An 18867-nucleotide genomic window follows, 5' to 3' on the forward strand; every position below is an offset into this window, starting at 1 on the left:
TTTTTTATTTTTCAGATAAAATTTTTTTACGTTTCCATGTAACGCTTTATCTTTAAGCATTACATAGTACTTTAAATAAAAATTTAATCTATAATTTCTTATCATCTTTTTTGAAATTCCAAAAGAGAACCTGTAGATTTCTTCACCTACAATACTTTATCAAAAATTTAAGTTTTTCTTTTCTCAACATTTTTCTGAAAATATTTTATTTTTCATCTTGCATTTCTCAATGAATATCCTATATATAATCAAAGATTCTCATATATTATGTATCACTCAATAGTATTCCAATATAATCCAATTAGGTACTTCACTGGCCCTTCCATTAGTAAAATAATGTAAATCATAAAGGCTGAGTAGAGAAAAACAATTAAAAATAGTTCATGAAGAAAAAAAGAAAGTGGTTCGTTATCCACTTTCCTTTCCTAATTTTATTATGTATCAAAAAAAAGTCCCCTATTTAATAGGGGACTTTTTAGTTACCATAGTGTTATAGATAATTTAAATATTTACGCTACGCTGCGATACTCTTCTTCTTTTTCTTTTTTCTGATTAGGTGCTTGAATTAAAATTGAGATAATGAATGACACGACACATAATACGCCGATCACCATAAAGGTTGGTTTGAATCCACCTAGAAGTGCACCGATAAAGGAACCTGCAAGCGCTCCAAATCCAAATCCTTGATACACAATTCCGTAGTTCTTACTATGGTTTTTCATACCGAAGAAATCACCAACAATAGCTGGGAAAATAGTGATATTTCCACCAAAGCAAAACGCTACACTTGCTACACAGACGAAGTAGATACCATAATTTAAATCTACGAAACTTAGAACCAAGACTGAAGTCGCCATAGCAACAAAAGTACCAGTAACGATTTTTAAACGGCCGATTTTATCTGATAATGGTCCTAGAATGATACGACCCAATGTATTGAAGATTGCAACCATAGCCACCGCATTAGCTGCTGTTGCTGCGCTAAGCCCTACAAGTTGAACACCGATGTCTTTTACCATGCCAATTAAGTATAAGCCACTCATACATGATGTAAATAACATAATAAATAATAAGTATACTTGTTTTGTGCCTAACATTTCTTTTGTTGTATATTCTTTAGTTTTTGTTTCCTGAACTGCACCTTGATCAGCAGCTTGATGGATTAAACAAGCGCCAATCACGATCATAGCTGTAACAATTAAACCCCAGTATATAAACGCTTGCGATACACCAACTGAATCAATCAACATTGCGTTTATGTATTTAAATATTAGGCTACCCGTACCATATGCAGAGACAGATATACCGGCTATTAAACCTTTACGCTCTGGAAACCACTTTATTAAATTGGATAGTGAAGTGATATATGCTGTACCATCTGCGTAACCTACAACAACTCCTGCTAGTACATAAAGCATTAATAATGAGGAAGCTTGTGAACTAAGTATTAATCCAAGTCCTAACGCTAGTCCAGCTATCATAATAAGTTTACGAAGTCCCCATTTTTCTTGCAATTTACTCGCAAACAAAGTTGAAAACGCTAAAGAAAGGCTAGTAATTGAGAAAGTTATAGCAACAGCGTTAAGACTCCAACCGTATTTACTCACTAAGGGTTGATTGAATAAACTCCATGTATATATCGTTCCAAGCCCCATTTGTACTATGACTGTGCCAAGAACAACAAGCCATGGATTAACCGATGATTTTTTCATACCATCTCTCCTCCTCTTTCTATTTCAATGCTATTCGCTAAATATGCTTTTTTCATTTTCATTTTCGCCACCTCATTCGATTTAACAACTTCATTGTATAGGATGTTACCGATTATGTAAGCACTTACAAGACGGAGCGTCAAATATATGGAACCAGTTACATAAAACGAAGGGTGAAATACAAAAAAACTGTTTGTTAAATACGTAGCAGCTTTTATAATGTTTTGCATATCAATACGACTTACGGGGCTTTCACATCCTCTTTTACCCAAAAAAATATCGAATTATCCATGGCTGGACTTCAATATTTTGCTTATCCTATTCTTATTTAACTCTTCAACGTTTATAACATGTTGCGTCTGTATTTCTTGATACAAATCATTTAATAGTCTTGTAATCTGGCTTCTCATTACAATGCTTGTAATCAAAAATTCCATCATTTATACATTTCCACTTCCGTATATCTTGTTTTCCTAACGAAACATACAGAATTACAACGTTTTTTTACAATTTTCTACATAAAAATAGAAAATATATAATTCATTTACATAATGTTGCACTTTAATTTTTATTAAACAACAAATATTTTATTGATAAATAAAAACTAAACATTCACTAATATATCTATACGTGGTTTAATATATATAATAAACAAACATTTCTGACTTTTATAAGGAGGTACTATGAAAGCAAACGTAGGCGATACTATACTATTTCAACGAAATAACTTAAAGATCACAGCATCTGTACTAAAACTATACACTGAATCGGTCTTAGTTGAAGTTACAGATGTAAGCGGTGGTACTTTTGAATTTGACCGAACAATTGTAAATCATAAAAACTATAAAATTTTAAATGCAAATAAATAAAACAATACAAAATAGCCCCCGCTTAACAGCGGAGGCTATTTTGTATAATAACACTTCATTAATTTACATATCCTAAAACACTAACAATCTTACTTGCTTTTAAATTATTAATGTAATAATAAATTTCTAATCCTCTTCTTTCAGCTCTTAGCACTTTACCTTTCATTTTTGATAAATGCTGCGAAACAGTCGATTGAGGAATATTTAATATTTCTGTTAATTGCGTTACATTACAAGTTTTGCGTACACTTAACTCATTTACAATTTGTAATCGTATTGGATGCGCCATTATTTTTAAAATGTCCACATCTTCTTCAGTAACTAAACCTTTTTTTATCTCGCTCGTATATGTTGTCATAAGACATTCCCCTTTTATATTGATTCCTTTTTATTTAAATCCATTTCTAAAGAAAACCACAATCCCCAATTAAGACCCTCATATAGAAATAATAGGATTTTATTTCATTAAAAATAGAAATTCTATTTATTTTATTTATTTGGTACATATACATAATACAATCTTAATATGTGCTGTATGTGAAGTTAGCATAAATTTAGGATGAAGATTTTCAAATAATTGAAACGCTTTTGGATACTATAGAATTCATTTAACTTTCTATAACTTTTTATTACAAAACTAAAAACAACTAGATGATTCTACCTATAACTATCCAGCGTTTTTAACACATGTTAGGCATTTGTATATACTATTGCAAAACACATTCTTATTGAGGGGGAATTTATATGCCAACGCCGTCACAAGAACAAGTTGAAGAAGCTCGTGAAACATATGTCAGTCGTATTATTTTAGTTGGTGGTTCAGCTTTATTTTTAACAGGTGGTGTTATATCTGCAATTTCAGCCTTTAAAAGTTATAACCGTTTGGCAAATACGCCACCTTCTTCAAATGATTCATAATTGCATCGTTCATTCCTTTATATAATACAAATGCCGCCTCTACTATAGAGACGGCTTTATATAAAAACATTATTAAATTCATTTGCACTTTATTGAAAAAACGTTATACCGATTTGGTACAATGTTCAAAATAATGATAGATACTTTCAATTTGACAAGCTTATTTCACCACAAACCGCGTCTGACTACACCCATCCTTCTGCTTCGTTACTTCTAATACAGCCGGCATTGCGTTTTTCAGTTCTTGAACGTGTGAAATTACGCCGATAAATCGGCCTGATTTTTGCAAGTCGATTAGGGCGTCAACTGCTTTCGTTAATGACTCTTCATCTAATGAGCCGAATCCTTCATCGATAAACATCGTTTCGATGGAAATACCACCCTCATACGCTTGAATTACATCTGCCATTCCAAGCGCTAAGCAAAGTGATGCGTTAAATTTTTCACCGCCAGATAATGTTTTTACATCTCGGGTTTGACCTGTATATGCATCGTATACATCTAAGCCTAATCCACTTTGTCGATTCCTCTTTTCAACTCGTTCGCTTCGTTTTAAATAAAATTGTCCATTTGATAATTTACGTAGTCGTTCGTTCGCAATTTGAACAATTTGTTCTAAATACTCAATTAAAATGTAACGTTCAAAGGATATACGACTATCGTTATCCCCTTTCATTACTTCATATAAATCAACAAGTTCTTGGAATGCTTTTTCTTCCTCATGAATTTGTTCATCAATTCGTTTAATATTTTCATGTAAATCCGTAATATATGATACGGCATTTTGAGCACGTTGTCGTTTTTCTTTAATAATATCAAGGTGAATTTCCAATTCTTTCACTTGCTCATCTAATGAAGAAATGTCCATATACTCTTTATCTTTTAATTCTGCCTTTAATTCTTCAATTTGTTTTGTAAGTACTTCTAGAGATGAGTAATAACTTCGGATTTCTTGTTGTAACTTATCCATCTCAGCACCATTTAATTTGGATTCTGTATATGTTAATTGATCTGTAAATCCGCTTTGTTCTAGCTCTTTCATAAAGCGTGTGAAAGTCTCTTCTTTCTTCTCTTTTGCACTATTAAATTGATTAGAAGCACTATCATGTTCTGCTTGAATACGTATATTTTCATTTTGCCAATGTTGATACGCTTCTTGTACTTTCTCCCATTCATCTTCCATGAACCTGAGTTCTTGCAGAGCTTGGTCAAACTGTACTTTCCAAGCTTGTACCGTTTGCAAGCTTTCCGGAATATTTTGCTTATCATGTTCATATGACGTACGAAGCTGCATACACTCCATTTCAGTACGGTGCTGCATTGTTTCTACTTCACGCTTTTGTTTCTGGAGTTCTTCTACTTTTTCTTCTACGCTTTTTATATTCACAGCAATTTGCTTACGCGTTTCTTCACTTGCTTTTAACGCATTAACATCTGCTGCTAATTGCTTTCCTTTTTGAACGAGCGCCCTATATGTTTCTACTAATTCTTCTGCGCGATACCCTCGCTTTAGCACTTCTTCTATCACTTGTTCATATTGAACTCGATAAAAATTCCACTTTTCTTCTAATTGAACATGTGATTTTTCCGCAACGTTTTTCTTTTCTCTTAGCCCATTTAACTCTTTTTCATCAATGGCATTACTTTGCTCTGTAGCTTTTTTCGGGTGATCCATACTACCACATACTGGACAAGATTCACCATCATGTAAATGAAGAGCTAATATACCAGCTTGCTCACTTAACCAGCGGCGTTCCATATCTTCATACGCACTAACTGCCAGTTGCATCTTATGAAATGCAATTTCTTTTTCTTGCTCGTATTTTTGTTTTTCTTGCCATACATCATATGCCTGCTTTAATACTTTTGCATCTTCTCGCATATTCGTTAGTTCTTCTACTTTAGCTACATATTGTTCAAGCGCTACTTCTAATTGCTGTAATTCGCCAGACATTCTTTGTTTTTCATTTGTATGCGCTTCTAGTTGTTCATCTAACTTTTGCATACCTTCTTTTAATTTTCCTATTTGAATCTCAGCATTTTGCAAATTTAACTTTTTCTCAGCTAATGATGCAATAATTGGTTTTAACTCTTCTAGTCTTTGAACTTGTTTTTTAGCATTTTCTCGCTCGGATGCCTTATTCTTTAATGCTTCATATTTCTCCTGAGCAAGTGCAAAACTGTTCATTATATGTTCTTTTTTTGCGATTATCTGTTTTAACAAACTTTCAGACTGCTGTTCATGTTGCATCGCTTCCTCATACCATTGCTCAAATGGTAATAATCGCTTCGCCTGTTCCGCATGTTTAAAAGATTTTTCTTTCATTTCGATTATGGCACGGTTTTCTTGTAAAGTACTGTACTTCTCATTCTTTTGTTCTAAATCTTTGAATTTCTCATTTACAGCTTTTGCTGCATGAAAACGTGCCTCTGCTTCTTTTAATTGTTTCGTTTTGTCATTTTGTTCTACGTGTAATTGCTCAACCTCTGCATTGTACCAAATTGTTTCTTGTTCTAATGCCTCTACTACTTGATGTGTATTTACATGCTCTTGCTCCACTAATGTCTCTAATAATGCCCCATTACGTATTGGTAATTTAAATACATTACGGAAATATAGCTCACGTTCTTTTTGTTTTTCTTGTAAGACGTCTTTCCATTGTTTACGCTTTTGATCTAATATCTCACGCATTAATTTATAACGATCTGTTTTAAAAATGCGGCGTAGTATTTCTTCTTTATTTTCCGTTTCAGATGTTAATAATTTTCGGAACTCTCCTTGCGGTAACATGACAATTTGGCTAAATTGATGTTTACTTAATCCAATTAAATCTTCAACTTTTTTATTTACATCCGTTACATGAAAACGATCGACACATGGAACTTTTTCCTCATCAATTACTTCATATAATTCGACTGCATGTCCTGTAATTGTTTTATTTCCTTGTTTTTTATGGCCCAGTTGTCGTTTAATTTCATAACTTTTCCCTTTTAATTGAAAAGTTAATTCCACACTTGTATAAACATCATCATCAGCAAATTGGCTACGAAGCATGTTTGTATCACTGCGCTCTTCTCCACTAGCCTCTCCATATAACACATAACAAATCGCATCAAAAATCGTTGTCTTTCCAGCTCCTGTATTTCCAGAAATAGCGAAAATACGATGCTCACCAAGATCTTTAAAATCGATTACTTCTTTCTGTTTATATGGACCAAATGCGGTCATTATAAGCTGAATCGGTCTCATCCTCGCTCACCTTCCCGTTCTTGCACTGTTTGCAAAACATCTAAAAATAGACGTTCTTTCTCTTCTGATAACTCTATCCCTTTCATTTCTTTATAAAAAGCTTTTAAAAGAGATAAATCATCTGTTTTATGTCTTGAAACAGTTACTTCATTTTCATCTGTGAACTCTCGTCTTTGAATAGATCTTTCAACATGCATTGCATTTGGATATACAGAACGTATTTTTTCCATTGGCTGCAAGACAGGATTTTCATCTAATAATTTCACAAATACATAATCTTCATTTACTGGATGATGCAATAAATCGTCTATTTTTGCTTCTACTGTACGCATTTTACGACGCGGTGTAAGTAAACGTTTTTCAATTGTTGTTTCACCTTTTTCATCCAGTTCCACAATATAGTATCCTTTTTTATGTTTTTCTTCAGAGATAGAATATGCAAGTGGCGAACCTGAATAACGAATTGTCTCATTACGTACAAAATGCGCTTGATGTAAATGGCCAAGCGCCGTGTAATGAAACTTATCAAAATAATGGCTATTTACATATTCAGCACCACCAATTGAAAGTGGTCGTTCCGCATCACTTGTATTTTCCTCTGCCTCTCCCGAAGAAGTTACAAACGCATGTCCTACAAATACATGTCTCGCTTCTTTATCCATCGTTTCAGAAAGTTCATTCATAAAAATACGCATTGCATCATCATGAGAACGAACATCTTCGTTTCTTAAAATATGTCTAACAATACTTGGGTCTGCATACGGAACTAGATGAAAATGAACCTCTCCGTATTCATCATTTAAAACAACAGGATTGTATGGAAACTGGAATTGTCCAACTATATGTAATCCTTGTTTTTTCATTAAATTACTACCAAAATGTATGCGGTCTGGACTATCGTGGTTTCCTGCAACTGCGATTACTGGTGTTTGTAAATCAATAACTATCTTTTGTAATACATCATTTAATAAGTCTACTGCTTCTGTAGGTGGAATTGCTCGGTCATATAAATCTCCTGCAATAATTACAGCATCCGGTTTTTCTTCTTCAACAGCTTGTACAAACTGATCTAACACAATTTTTTGATCTTCAGTCATATATACACCATGAACAAGCTTACCTAAATGCCAATCCGCTGTATGAAAAAACTTCATATTACCCTTCTCCTTTTAGTTTACTGATTGTAGTGAAACAAGCTGATAGTTTAGTGTAGTTTTTCCGTTCTCCCATTCTAACTTTTGGACAATTGCACTACCGATTCTTTCTTCGTTTGATTTATATAAAGGCAATATTTCTTGAATAGTAAATAGATGATAACCATCTAAAATTAATTGAAATAAATTATCTTCTATATGTAATCTTACTTCTTTTTCATTTGAAATAATTTTTGTGTGCATCTCAAATTTCATGCTAGATACAACCCCTTTTTTTTAATCTCTACATATTAATAGTATAGTGGTCATGCAAGATTGACAAGTAAATACACCGCGATGTATATACTTTTTTAATTATAAATATTTTATGTTTTTTTACATAAAATACGGTATGTGAAATTATCAATCTACAAAAATAAAAATGCCATTCAGGCATCCTTATTTTTGTAAGTACTCTTTCATAACGTAGTACAATACAGTTATTAAGACAAGCGCTACAAAAAAAGCGAATACGGCCACAACATACCCATCTTTATTTAATAAAAAACATATGGAAATAGATATTATAAAAATCGGAAACACGAGACGTACCTTAGCCTTCACTTCTTCTGTCGTATCTGTATGATGAAAATACTGTGTAATTCCTACCATAAGAGATGACAAAATAATAACCGACAATAGTAAAGGTCCTGGCATTCCGATCTCTCCTTTCTCTATTTCTAATTATATACAAACCCCACGCTCTTTAAAAGTTAGATAATTCAGCCTTTTAACCTTTTCTACATCCACTCTTAGTGTATTGTTACGCCACGTATACTAACTCAATATAAGTTATACATATAATAGCGCCTTCAACACAACATTTTCAAATAATAGCACTTACAGTAATGTTGTAATATTCCTCTTCATCCTCTGAAATCCTGCAAATATAACTCGTCAAAATATGCGATAAATAATAACACTAAACACCTAATTTAGACAAAAATTATAGAGGACATTTCAGCATGTATCAAGAAATAAGAATAGGAAGATATGTAAGGGAGGATTTATAATGACTGAACACGTTTTATTTTCTGTTAGCGAAAACGGCGTTGCATCTATTACTTTAAACCGTCCAAAAGCACTTAATTCTTTATCCTATGACATGTTACAGCCAATTGGGCAAAAACTTAAAGAATGGGAGCAAGATGAGCGTATTGAACTCATCGTTTTAAAAGGAGCTGGGACGAAAGGTTTTTGTGCAGGTGGTGATATTAAAACGCTATACGAAGCACGTTCTAACGAAGTTGCATTACAACATGCAGAGCAGTTTTTTGAAGAAGAATATGAAATTGATACATTTATTTATCAATACAAAAAACCAATTATCGCTTGTTTAGATGGAATCGTAATGGGCGGTGGTGTCGGTCTGACAAATGGAGCTACGTATCGAATTGTAACAGAGCGTACGAAGTGGGCAATGCCTGAAATGAACATCGGTTTCTTCCCTGATGTCGGTGCTGCTTATTTCTTAAATAAAGCGCCTGGATATACTGGCCGATATGTTGCTTTAACAGCATCCATTTTAAAAGCTCCTGATGTATTATATATTAACGCTGCTGATTACTTTATGACATCAGATTCATTACCAAATTTCCTTACCGAACTTGAAAATGTAAATTGGAAAAAAGAAGATGTACATACTCAGTTAAAAGAAGTTATTCGTACATTTGCAACCGCTCCAAACTTAGATGGCAATCTTTCTTCTTTATTAGAAGAAATTAATTCGCATTTTGCATTCGATACAATTGAAGGAATCATTCAATCTTTAGAGAAAAATCAAAGTCCATTTGCCCAAACAACGAAAGAACAGTTATTATCAAAATCCCCTGTTTCATTAAAGGTAACATTAAAACAGTTTATCGATGGCCAAGAAAAGTCAGTTGAAGAATGTTTTGCGACAGATCTTATACTCGCTAAAAATTTCATGCGACATGAAGATTTCTTTGAAGGAGTACGCTCCGTTGTAGTTGATAAAGACCAAAATCCAAATTATAAATATAAACACTTAAGTGATGTTTCAGAAGAAGATGTAAATCGATTCTTTAACTTACTTAACGCCTAAACAAAGAGGTCATATATTGTAGCTCACTCTCAGCTACTCTATATGGCCTCTTCTTTTTAGTTAAATAATTTTAAATATAATTTAATTTTATTTAACTAAAATGTATGTTAAACTAACGTTAATCGAATTTTCTAAAAACAACAAAGGAAGGCGGATAACATCATGGAAAATTTTTTTCTGTTTATTATTATGTCTATATGTCTTATTATTCTACCCGGTCCTGATACAGCAATGGCTACGAAAAACACATTGGTTGCTGGCAAAATCGGCGGCGTAAAAACTGTTTTTGGTACTTGTGTTGCACTTTTAATTCACACTTTAGCTGCTGTAATTGGTCTTTCGGCACTTATTGTAAAGTCTGCTCTTTTATTTTCTATTTTTAAATATGTTGGTGCCGTATATTTAGTCTATATTGGTATTAAAGCCCTTTTAGCAGTAAGAAACACCGGAGACTTAAATACAAATGACGTTCCAATAAATAATGACAATAAACATACTTCTTGCTTTCGCCAAGGGTTTCTTACAAATTTACTAAACCCTAAGATTGCAGTCTTCTTTTTAACTTTTTTACCACAGTTTTTAAATCCAAATCATAATACATTTATACAACTTCTCGTTATGGGACTTACTTATCTCATTTTAACAGTCATTTGGTTTGCTTTTTATATATTTTTAATTGATAAAATTAGTGCTTTTATGAAAAAACCGAAGACACAGCGTTATATTCAAGGAATTACAGGAATCGTCTTAATTGGGTTTGGTATTAAATTGGCCTTTGAAAGAAATAGTTAACACAATACAAACGAAAATACACTACTCCATTATGAGTAGTGTATTTTCGTTTGTATTATTTTTATAATGAGTGGGAATGCACCCCACTCATTATCATTTCACTTCATTAAAACCAGCGCTCAGTTACAACTTTTTTGCGTGTATAAAATTGAACGCCATCCGTACCATTTGTACCAAGATCCCCAAAGAATGAAGCTTTGTTTCCTGCAAATGCGAAGAATGCCATTGGTGCTGGAACGTTTACGTTTACACCGATCATACCAGCATCGATGTTATCACGGAATGTTTGTGCATGCTTACCATTTGATGTATAAATAACCGCACCATTTGCAAATTTAGATTGATTTGTCAGTTTGATACCTTCTTCTAAATCTTTAACTCTTACAATACTTAATACCGGAGCGAAAATTTCATCTTGCCAAATTTTCATCTCTTGATTTACGCCATCGAAGATTGTTGCACCAACAAAGTAACCTTCTCCAACTTCTTCATTGATTTTACGGCCATCTACTAGTAAAGTTGCTCCATCTGCTACACCACTATTAATATAGCCTAAAACACGTTCTTTATGAGATTCACGGATTAATGGTCCAACATAATTATCTTCGTTGAAACCGTCACCTACTTTTAACTTCTTCGTTTCTGCTACTAATACATCAATGAATTCATCAGCAATTTCATCAACTACTGCTACTACTGAACATGCCATGCAGCGCTCTCCACTACTTGCAAACGCAGACCCAATTACACCTTGTACTGTTTTCTCAAGGTTGCAATCTGGCATAACAACCGCATGGTTTTTCGCACCTGCTAACGCTTGTACACGTTTACCATTTTTTGTACCAGTTTCATATACATAGCGTGCCACTGGCTCAGAGCCAACAAACGAAACTGCTTGAATATCTTTATTTTCTAAAATACTATTTACAACATCTTTTCCGCCTTGTACTAAATTTAATACCCCTTTTGGAAAACCAGCTTCATAGAATAACTCTACAAGTCGCTCAGCTAAAAGTGGTGTTCTTTCAGATGTTTTTAATACGAATGTATTACCGCAAGCAATTGCAAGTGGGAACATCCATAACGGAATCATCATCGGGAAGTTAAACGGGGTAATACCAGCAACAACTCCGATTGGGTAGCGCCAAATCGATCCATCAATTCCACTAGCAATATTCGGAAGAGCTTGTCCCATCATTAAATTTGGTGCTGATGTTGCAAGTTCTACCGCTTCAATACCACGCTGTACTTCACCAGTTGCATCCGTTAGCGTTTTACCGTTTTCTAGCGTAATGATTTTTGCAAGCTCATCTTTATTTTCTTGTAACAGTTGTAGATATTTGTATAGTTGTCTTGAACGATTTGGAACTGGCACTTTAGACCATGTTTCGTATGCCGCTTTTGCCGCTTCAACAGCTTTTTCAACATCTTCTTTTGGAGAAAGTGGAACGTAAGCGATGATTTTTCCAGTTGCCGGATTCGGAACCGCTTCTACTTCAGTACCAGTAGATTCTACCCATTCGCCATTAATATGATTTTTCACGCGTTTAATTTCAGTTGTAATCATTATATTCTCTCCTTTTTTATCATGGTTTTTATATGTGCACTATTTTTGATTAGAAATTAATTGTTCGCTAACTTTCTTATATAAAGCAGCCATATCGTTTTCACCATATCCTGCCTCACTCGCTTCTTCATATACGTTTAATAGCATCTCACTTACTGGTAAGTGAAGTTCACTTTCTTTAGCTAACTCTACCGCAAATCCTAAATCTTTCTTCAATAAATTTACAGTAAAGCCAGGCTCATAATTTTCTGATGCAATAAAACTTTTATAATTACGCTCATAAATTCTACTTTGACCGTAACTTACATTTAAAATATCAAACATTTTATCTAAATCCATATTGTTCTTTTTCGCTAATGTTAAAGCTTCACTCACACCAGCTGTATAAAAACCAATTAATAGATTGTTAATTAATTTAACAGTTGTACCGCTATCAATCTGCTCACTAACATGGAAAACATTCGCTCCAAGTACTTCCATGACAGATTCAGTTTTTTCATATACTTCTTTCGATCCACCAACCATAAACGTTAATGTACGGTTTTCTGCACCAATTACCCCGCCACTAACAGGTGCTGCTAAAAAGTCTACTTTCTTTTCCTTCGCCGATTCCTCTAATTGTTTGTTTAATTGTGGAGATACTGTACTTGTATCAATTAAAGCTACATTCGAATGGCTATTTTCAAATAATCCTTCTTCCCCAAAATATACCGCTTCCACAGCACGAGGTGAAGGTAAACTTGTAAAAATCACATCGCATGTCTCTGCTAGTTTTGAGATTGATAAGCCGATAATTCCTCCTTCTTTTTCAAAGGAAGCTTCAGCCTCTTTATTCAAGTCCACTCCATATACTGTGTAGCCCGATTTAACTAAATTTTTAGACATTGGAAGACCCATGTTACCTAAACCGATAAAACCAATCTTTTTCATATCGCTTTCCTCCTATTTACACAATATATTTCCCGCGATTTATAATAACTTTCGCAATGTCTCTCTTTTTCGTAAATAAGTTCGAGTATAAAGGCACTAATAATTGACGGATTTCAGCTAATATTTCTTGTCTATTTTGTTCTTCTGTGACAGCTGCTGAAAGAATGGAAATCGAAGCTTCTTCTACTTTACGATATCCTTCTTCACAAATAACATCTGTTATCATTTGCTTCGTACGCTCTTTTTCCTCACCATTTTTACTAACTGCTTTCCTCGTACGTAAAAATGCTGATTCCATGACGTACACGTCCGTCAACATATTTGATAGTACACGTGAATATTCTTGCTCCTGATCAATTTTTAAGTCCGGAGTTTTAGAGAGCGTTTTCAAAGATTGTTTCAACAATTTTTTCGATAATAAAATGTAACGATGGTTTCTTTCTACATTTGATATATCACTTTCTACTACATGATCTTCAATTTGCTCAAATTGTTTCATTAACATTTTAGCAACTGTTAATCTATTAATTTCGTTCGTTCCTTCAAAAATACGGCTAATTCTAGCATCACGATATAAACGTTCTACTTCGTATTCTTGCATATAACCGTATCCACCATGAATTTGTACAGCCTCATCTACAATATTGCCAAGTGTTTCAGAAGCATTTACTTTATTCAGTGCACATTCAATTGCAAATTGGGACATTTTTTTCATAAGATCTTCATCACTCTCATGAATTGCTTCATCAATTACACCCGCTGTACGGTAAGCTGCACTTTCTGCTCCATATGTAGAAATAATCATATTTGCAATTTTCTCTTGAATCATCGTAAAATCTACTAATTCTGTTTGGAACTGCTTTCGTTCCTTTCCATATTGAACTGACAAACCAATTGCTTGTTTTGCTGTTCCAATATTTCCAAAAGCAAGTTTTAGTCTCGCGAAGTTAAGAATATTAAGAGCTACGTGATGCCCTTTCCCAACTTTCCCTAAAACATTTTCAGCGGGGATGACAACATCTTCTAAAATAAGCGTCGCTGTTGAAGAACCTTTAATCCCCATCTTCTTTTCTTCTAATCCTATTGATACACCTTCACATGTTCTTTCGACAATAAACGCTGTCATTCCTTTATTTGTCTTCGCAAAAACAACGTATACATCTGCCATATGAGCATTTGTAATCCACTGCTTCTCACCATTCAACTTCCAAGCAGTACCCTCTTCATTCAATACTGCACTCGTTTTTGCACTTAATGCATCAGAACCAGCATTTGGCTCAGTTAAAGCATAAGCCCCAATCCATTCTCCCGATGCGATTTTCGGTAAATATTTTTCTTTCTGTTCTTTCGTTCCGTAATATATGTAAGGCAATGTACCTACACCGGCGTGTATATTAAAAGAAACGCTAAATGCACCAGCGTAACCCATTTTCTCTGCTACAAGACCTGAGACAGCCTTTCCTAACTCGAATCCACCATAATCTTCTGGTACCTCAATGCCTAATAATCCAAGTTCCCCAGCTTTCTCAAATAATTGACGAGAAACTTTATAGTTATGTTGTTCAATATTCTCAATTTGTGGGACAATTTCTTGTTTAACGAATTGTTCTGTCGTTTTTGCAATTAAATCTTCATCCCCTGAAAAATCTTCTGGTGTAAAGAAAGTATTATTCACATCTTTATTGAGTGAAAAAAATTCATCCCATGGTAACTTCGTTTTCTCCATCTGAATCCCCCTATCATTTCGGCCTTCATTGCTTTTTGCATATGCTCGTCTACGATGAGTGGAATATCTTATTATTGAAAACAGAAGGCGATGAATTTTCACATCAAGCAGTTCGTTTTGCCAAAGATGTATTCTCATCGCCTTAGTTGTTCTACCTATTGATCTTCAGATAATACGGTTTTTGCAATTCCAGTATCTAACTCTTCAAAGTCATGATATGAAATTGTTTCATATAACTCACTTCTCGTTTGCATATTAGAAAGTGCATCTTTTTGAGAACCTGTTTCCTTAATTAAAGTAAATACATTCTCATACGCTTTCGCTGCAACGCGAAGTGAAGTTACAGGATAAATAACCATTTGGAAGCCCATATTTGCAAATTCCTCTGCACTATAATATGGAGTTTTACCGAATTCGGTCATATTCGCTAATAAAGGGGCATTTACTTTACTATTAAATAGACGGAACTCCTCTTCTGATTGAAGCGCTTCTGGGAATATTGCATCTGCCCCTGCTTTTACATATGCGTTCGCTCTTTCAATCGCTGCATCTAATCCTTCCACGCCGCGAGCATCTGTGCGTGCTACAATATATAAACTTGGCTCAACTTCTTTAATCGCTTTAATTTTTTGAACTAATTCTTCTGTAGTAACAAGTTTCTTACCATTTAAATGTCCACATTTCTTTGGTAATTGTTGATCTTCAATCTGAACAGCCGCAACTTTCGCTTCCACCATTTCTACAGCTGTTCTCGCTACGTTTAGTACTCCGCCAAATCCTGTATCAATGTCAACAAGAACTGGTAAATCTGTAGCTCTTACTAGATCCCTTGCTCTCTCTGCTACTTCAGTAGACGTCACGATTCCTAAATCTGGTAGCCCTTTACTTGCAGTATAAGCAGCTCCCGATAAATAAATAGCTGAAAAACCTGTATTTTTCGCAACAAGAGCCGCCATTGCATCATGAGCACCTGGAATTTGTAAAATTTCATTTGCTTCTACTAAAGTTCGGAAGCGATTCGCAAGCTCCTCTTGTGTTGACTGTTTATTCACAACCCAAGCCATTCTAAATTCCCCCTATTATTAAATTAAGAATAGATCTACAAATTCGTTTACATTCATATTTTCTAGTTTTTCTTCATTTAGACAAACTTCATGAATTTTTTCTTGTTGCTTACTAGAATAATGACCTGCCATATTTGCAGTGAATTTTCGAACAACTTTTGGAATCGCTTCGTCTCTACGGAAACGGTGGCCAAGTGGGTATTCACATTCCACATTTTCTGTTACAGTACCATCTTTAAAATGAACTTGAACAGCGTTGGCGATTGAGCGCTTGTTCGGATCAAGGTAATCTAAACTGTACTGTTTGTTTTCAACAACAACCATCTTATTACGTAATTCATCTACACGTGGATCATTCGCTGCTACATCCTCATAATCATCCGCAACGATATCTCCTTTTAATAAACCAATTGCCGTAATGTATTGTAAGCAATGATCGCGATCAGCTGGGTTATTTAATGGTCCCTCTTTATCGATAATACGAATTGCTGATTCATGAGTTGTAATTGTAATACGATCAATTTCTTCTAATCTTTCTTTAATTTCAGGATATAATTTCACAGCACATTCTGCAGCTGTTTGTGCATGGAACTCTGCTGGGAATGACACTTTGAATAATACATTTTCCATTACATAAGATTCTAGTGGTCTTGCTAATTTTAATTCCTGCTTATTAAATAATACATCTTGGAATCCCCATCCTGGCGCAGATAATGCTGTTGGGTAACCCATTTCACCTTTTAGAGCAGTCATTGCAAGATGAACACCGCGGCTCGTCGCATCTCCTGCTGCCCATGATTTACGTGAACCAGTATTTGGAGCATGACGATATGTACGAAGACTAGAATTATCAATCCACGCATGTGATAATGCATTAAAGATTTCTTCACGCGTTCCGCCAAGCATTTTCGCAACTACCGCAGTTGTTGCTACTTTTACGTATAATACATGGTCAAGACCAACACGGTTTAAGCTGTTTTCTAAAGCAAGTACACCTTGAATTTCATGTGCTTTAATCATCATTTCTAGTACTTCACGTACTTTTAATGGTTCTTTTCCTTCTGACATACGAACACGGCTAATATAATCTGCTACTGCTAAAATTCCGCCTAAGTTATCAGATGGATGTCCCCATTCTGCGGCAAGCCAAGTATCGTTATAGTCTAACCAACGGATCATACATCCGATATTAAATGCGCCTTTTACTGGATCAAGTACATATGACGTACCTGGTACGCGTGTACCATTTGGCACGATTGTTCCTGGTACAACTGGTCCTAATAATTTTGTACACTCTGGATATTGTAGCGCTAAAATTCCGCATCCAAGTGTATCAAGTAATACGTAGCGAGCAGTGCTGAATGCTTCTGCACTTGTAACCTCTTTATTTAATACATAATCCGTAATTTCTTCTAATAATGCATCTTTTTGTTTAATTTCATTTGTTTTAATCATACTATTCTTCCCTTTCTGTCGAAAATTCGTTATTATTAATGATGGGTGTCGGTCAAACACCCATCTGGCGGGCGGCGCTAACAACTCCCCAGTTGTTTTTATTTACTAAATGCATGTCGCTCGCCAATATAATTTACACGTGGACGGAACAAACGATTGTTCGCATGTTGCTCAATTACGTGTGCACATAACCCTACTGTTCTAGAACTAAAGAAGATTGGTGTGTAAAGTTGAATTGGAATACCAAGCATCCAATATACTGGAGCAGCATAGTAATCAAGATTCGGATAAATACCTTTTTCCTTCTCCATAATCTTCTCTCCAGCTTCACACATTTCATATAGTGTATAATCGCCTTTTACATCACAAAGCTGTTTTAAAGCTTCCTTCATCATAAGTGCTCTTGGATCTATCTTCTTCATATATACGCGATGTCCAAAGCCCATAATTTTTTCTTTATTATAAAGTTTCTTCTGTAATAGTTCTTCAAATTTCTCAACATTGCCAGCTTCTAAAAGCATGTACATAACCGCTTCATTTGCACCACCATGTAAGCTTCCTTTTAAAGATGCAACTGCACCTGTAAGAGCACCGTATAAATCCGATTGTGTTGATGCAATTACGCGAGCTGTAAATGTAGAGTTTGGCATTTCATGTTCACTATATAAAACAAGGGAACGATCAAAGATCTTTTCCTCAAGTTCAGTTGGTTTTTTACCAGTTAACATATAGAAGAAATTCGCACTATATGACAATTCCTCAAGGGGCTGAATTGGCTCCTCATTATTTAAAATATGATAGCTATTCGCTACGATATTTGGCACTTTACTTAAAAGCTTGTACCCTCGACTTTTATTCACTTCTAACGAGCGGTTTTCGATATCACTATCGTAACCAGCTAATGCTGACACACCTGTACGTAACCCATCCATAGGATGCGTTTCTTTAGGCAATGCCTTTAGCACATTAAATACACCTTCTGGCACTGCATATTCTTCTTTTAATTTCTTTTCAATTGTTGCTTTTTCATCCTCATTCGGTAGCTGTTCTTCTAATAAAAGATGCACAATGTCTAAATACTCTTTTGTTTTTGAGAGTTCGATTAAATCATACCCTTGAATTACAATTTCACCTTTTACTGTGTCAAGAAACGAAATTTTCGTCTCCGCTGCTACTACACCATCTAATCCCGGGGAAAATTTTTCTTCAGCTTTCATCATTATTTCCTCCAATCCTAATAGATCTTCGTGCACATAACTGTAAGCCTTTACAATACTGTGAAACTACATTTCTCTATTTCAATGTATCAGAGTTTTTAGAAGATTT

General features: G+C 34.6%; 17 protein-coding genes. 4 read left to right on the forward strand and 13 right to left on the reverse strand.

What is annotated here, in order from left to right; genetic code table 11:
• Nucleotides 1–509: 509 nt before the first annotated feature.
• Together JTF23_RS17360 and JTF23_RS17365 are read right to left on the reverse strand one after the other, a co-directional pair.
• The gene (locus JTF23_RS17360; protein WP_078174211.1) at nt 510–1712 is read right to left on the reverse strand and encodes an L-lactate MFS transporter; all 1203 of its coding nucleotides are present in this window, start codon (nt 1710–1712) and stop codon (nt 510–512) included.
• The gene (locus JTF23_RS17365; protein WP_033710371.1) at nt 1709–1942 is read right to left on the reverse strand and encodes a hypothetical protein; all 234 of its coding nucleotides are present in this window, start codon (nt 1940–1942) and stop codon (nt 1709–1711) included. The genes JTF23_RS17360 and JTF23_RS17365 overlap by 4 nt, the downstream gene beginning before the upstream one ends.
• Nucleotides 1943–2395: 453 nt before the next feature.
• Here JTF23_RS17365 and JTF23_RS17370 point away from each other — a divergent pair, with 453 nt between their 5' ends.
• Nucleotides 2396–2581 carry a YkvS family protein gene (locus JTF23_RS17370; protein ID WP_002012762.1) on the forward strand — a complete coding sequence of 62 codons (186 nt, stop codon included), beginning with the start codon at nt 2396–2398 and terminating at the stop codon, nt 2579–2581.
• 58 nt (nt 2582–2639) lie between these two features.
• On the opposite strand, the gene JTF23_RS17375 is transcribed toward JTF23_RS17370, so the two are convergent.
• Nucleotides 2640–2939, reverse strand: coding sequence for an ArsR/SmtB family transcription factor (locus JTF23_RS17375; protein WP_002157922.1), 300 nt, complete (start codon nt 2937–2939; stop codon nt 2640–2642).
• A gap of 386 nt (nt 2940–3325) precedes the next feature.
• On the opposite strand from JTF23_RS17375, the gene JTF23_RS17380 reads away from it, so the two are divergent.
• Entirely contained in the window at nt 3326–3499 is a 174-nt protein-coding gene (locus JTF23_RS17380) for a hypothetical protein (protein ID WP_002157923.1), read from the forward strand.
• A 160-nt stretch (nt 3500–3659) separates the two neighbouring features.
• Here the strand turns inward: JTF23_RS17380 and JTF23_RS17385 are convergent, their stop codons facing one another.
• The 4 genes from JTF23_RS17385 to JTF23_RS17400 all read right to left on the reverse strand — a co-directional run bounded on the left by JTF23_RS17385 (nt 3660) and on the right by JTF23_RS17400 (nt 8599).
• Nucleotides 3660–6749: an AAA family ATPase gene (locus JTF23_RS17385; protein WP_204209277.1), complete on the reverse strand. Its 3090-nt coding sequence runs from the start codon at nt 6747–6749 to the stop codon at nt 3660–3662.
• Complete coding sequence (locus JTF23_RS17390) at nt 6746–7903, reverse strand: exonuclease SbcCD subunit D (protein WP_002157925.1); 1158 nt, start codon at nt 7901–7903, stop codon at nt 6746–6748. Before JTF23_RS17390 ends, JTF23_RS17385 begins: the two co-directional genes overlap by 4 nt.
• A gap of 15 nt (nt 7904–7918) precedes the next feature.
• Nucleotides 7919–8158: a DUF2584 family protein gene (locus JTF23_RS17395; RefSeq protein WP_002085739.1), complete on the reverse strand. Its 240-nt coding sequence runs from the start codon at nt 8156–8158 to the stop codon at nt 7919–7921.
• Between the two features lie 183 nt (nt 8159–8341).
• On the reverse strand, nt 8342–8599 hold the full coding sequence (locus JTF23_RS17400) for a hypothetical protein (protein ID WP_002157927.1): 258 nt from the start codon (nt 8597–8599) through the stop codon (nt 8342–8344).
• Nucleotides 8600–8954: 355 nt separating this feature from the next.
• Between JTF23_RS17400 and JTF23_RS17405 the strand changes: the two genes are divergently transcribed.
• Together JTF23_RS17405 and JTF23_RS17410 are read left to right on the forward strand one after the other, a co-directional pair.
• On the forward strand, nt 8955–10007 hold the full coding sequence (locus JTF23_RS17405) for an enoyl-CoA hydratase/isomerase family protein (protein ID WP_204209278.1): 1053 nt from the start codon (nt 8955–8957) through the stop codon (nt 10005–10007).
• Nucleotides 10008–10166: 159 nt separating this feature from the next.
• On the forward strand, nt 10167–10799 hold the full coding sequence (locus JTF23_RS17410) for a LysE family translocator (protein ID WP_087945885.1): 633 nt from the start codon (nt 10167–10169) through the stop codon (nt 10797–10799).
• Nucleotides 10800–10905: 106 nt separating this feature from the next.
• Here the strand turns inward: JTF23_RS17410 and JTF23_RS17415 are convergent, their stop codons facing one another.
• The 6 genes from JTF23_RS17415 to mmgD form a co-directional block, all read right to left on the reverse strand.
• On the reverse strand, nt 10906–12366 hold the full coding sequence (locus tag JTF23_RS17415; RefSeq protein ID WP_002157930.1) for a CoA-acylating methylmalonate-semialdehyde dehydrogenase: 1461 nt from the start codon (nt 12364–12366) through the stop codon (nt 10906–10908).
• Nucleotides 12367–12405: 39 nt separating this feature from the next.
• On the reverse strand, nt 12406–13296 hold the full coding sequence (locus JTF23_RS17420; RefSeq protein WP_016104779.1) for an NAD(P)-dependent oxidoreductase: 891 nt from the start codon (nt 13294–13296) through the stop codon (nt 12406–12408).
• Nucleotides 13297–13312: 16 nt separating this feature from the next.
• Complete coding sequence (locus tag JTF23_RS17425) at nt 13313–15022, reverse strand: acyl-CoA dehydrogenase family protein (protein WP_204209279.1); 1710 nt, start codon at nt 15020–15022, stop codon at nt 13313–13315.
• A 155-nt stretch (nt 15023–15177) separates the two neighbouring features.
• On the reverse strand, nt 15178–16086 hold the full coding sequence (gene prpB / locus JTF23_RS17430; RefSeq protein ID WP_204209280.1) for a methylisocitrate lyase: 909 nt from the start codon (nt 16084–16086) through the stop codon (nt 15178–15180).
• Between the two features lie 18 nt (nt 16087–16104).
• Entirely contained in the window at nt 16105–17541 is a 1437-nt protein-coding gene (gene prpD, locus JTF23_RS17435; protein ID WP_204209281.1) for a 2-methylcitrate dehydratase, read from the reverse strand.
• A 98-nt stretch (nt 17542–17639) separates the two neighbouring features.
• The gene (gene mmgD, locus JTF23_RS17440) at nt 17640–18761 is read right to left on the reverse strand and encodes a citrate synthase (RefSeq protein ID WP_078174214.1); all 1122 of its coding nucleotides are present in this window, start codon (nt 18759–18761) and stop codon (nt 17640–17642) included.
• Nucleotides 18762–18867 lie beyond the last annotated feature (106 nt).

Source organism: Bacillus sp. RIT 809 (assembly GCF_016892495.1).
Classification (GTDB): domain Bacteria; phylum Bacillota; class Bacilli; order Bacillales; family Bacillaceae_G; genus Bacillus_A; species Bacillus_A cereus_U.

Coding starts and splice junctions, on each gene's coding strand:
- JTF23_RS17400 (WP_002157927.1), bottom strand. CDS start 8,599: ATGCCAGGACCTTTACTATTGTCGGTTATTATTTTGTCATCTCTTATG.
- JTF23_RS17365 (WP_033710371.1), bottom strand. CDS start 1,942: ATGCAAAACATTATAAAAGCTGCTACGTATTTAACAAACAGTTTTTTT.
- JTF23_RS17360 (WP_078174211.1), bottom strand. CDS start 1,712: ATGAAAAAATCATCGGTTAATCCATGGCTTGTTGTTCTTGGCACAGTC.
- JTF23_RS17390 (WP_002157925.1), bottom strand. CDS start 7,903: ATGAAGTTTTTTCATACAGCGGATTGGCATTTAGGTAAGCTTGTTCAT.
- JTF23_RS17370 (WP_002012762.1), top strand. CDS start 2,396: ATGAAAGCAAACGTAGGCGATACTATACTATTTCAACGAAATAACTTA.
- JTF23_RS17395 (WP_002085739.1), bottom strand. CDS start 8,158: ATGAAATTTGAGATGCACACAAAAATTATTTCAAATGAAAAAGAAGTA.
- JTF23_RS17420 (WP_016104779.1), bottom strand. CDS start 13,296: ATGAAAAAGATTGGTTTTATCGGTTTAGGTAACATGGGTCTTCCAATG.
- JTF23_RS17405 (WP_204209278.1), top strand. CDS start 8,955: ATGACTGAACACGTTTTATTTTCTGTTAGCGAAAACGGCGTTGCATCT.
- JTF23_RS17375 (WP_002157922.1), bottom strand. CDS start 2,939: ATGACAACATATACGAGCGAGATAAAAAAAGGTTTAGTTACTGAAGAA.
- JTF23_RS17385 (WP_204209277.1), bottom strand. CDS start 6,749: ATGAGACCGATTCAGCTTATAATGACCGCATTTGGTCCATATAAACAG.
- prpD (WP_204209281.1), bottom strand. CDS start 17,541: ATGATTAAAACAAATGAAATTAAACAAAAAGATGCATTATTAGAAGAA.
- JTF23_RS17425 (WP_204209279.1), bottom strand. CDS start 15,022: ATGGAGAAAACGAAGTTACCATGGGATGAATTTTTTTCACTCAATAAA.
- JTF23_RS17380 (WP_002157923.1), top strand. CDS start 3,326: ATGCCAACGCCGTCACAAGAACAAGTTGAAGAAGCTCGTGAAACATAT.
- prpB (WP_204209280.1), bottom strand. CDS start 16,086: ATGGCTTGGGTTGTGAATAAACAGTCAACACAAGAGGAGCTTGCGAAT.
- JTF23_RS17415 (WP_002157930.1), bottom strand. CDS start 12,366: ATGATTACAACTGAAATTAAACGCGTGAAAAATCATATTAATGGCGAA.
- mmgD (WP_078174214.1), bottom strand. CDS start 18,761: ATGATGAAAGCTGAAGAAAAATTTTCCCCGGGATTAGATGGTGTAGTA.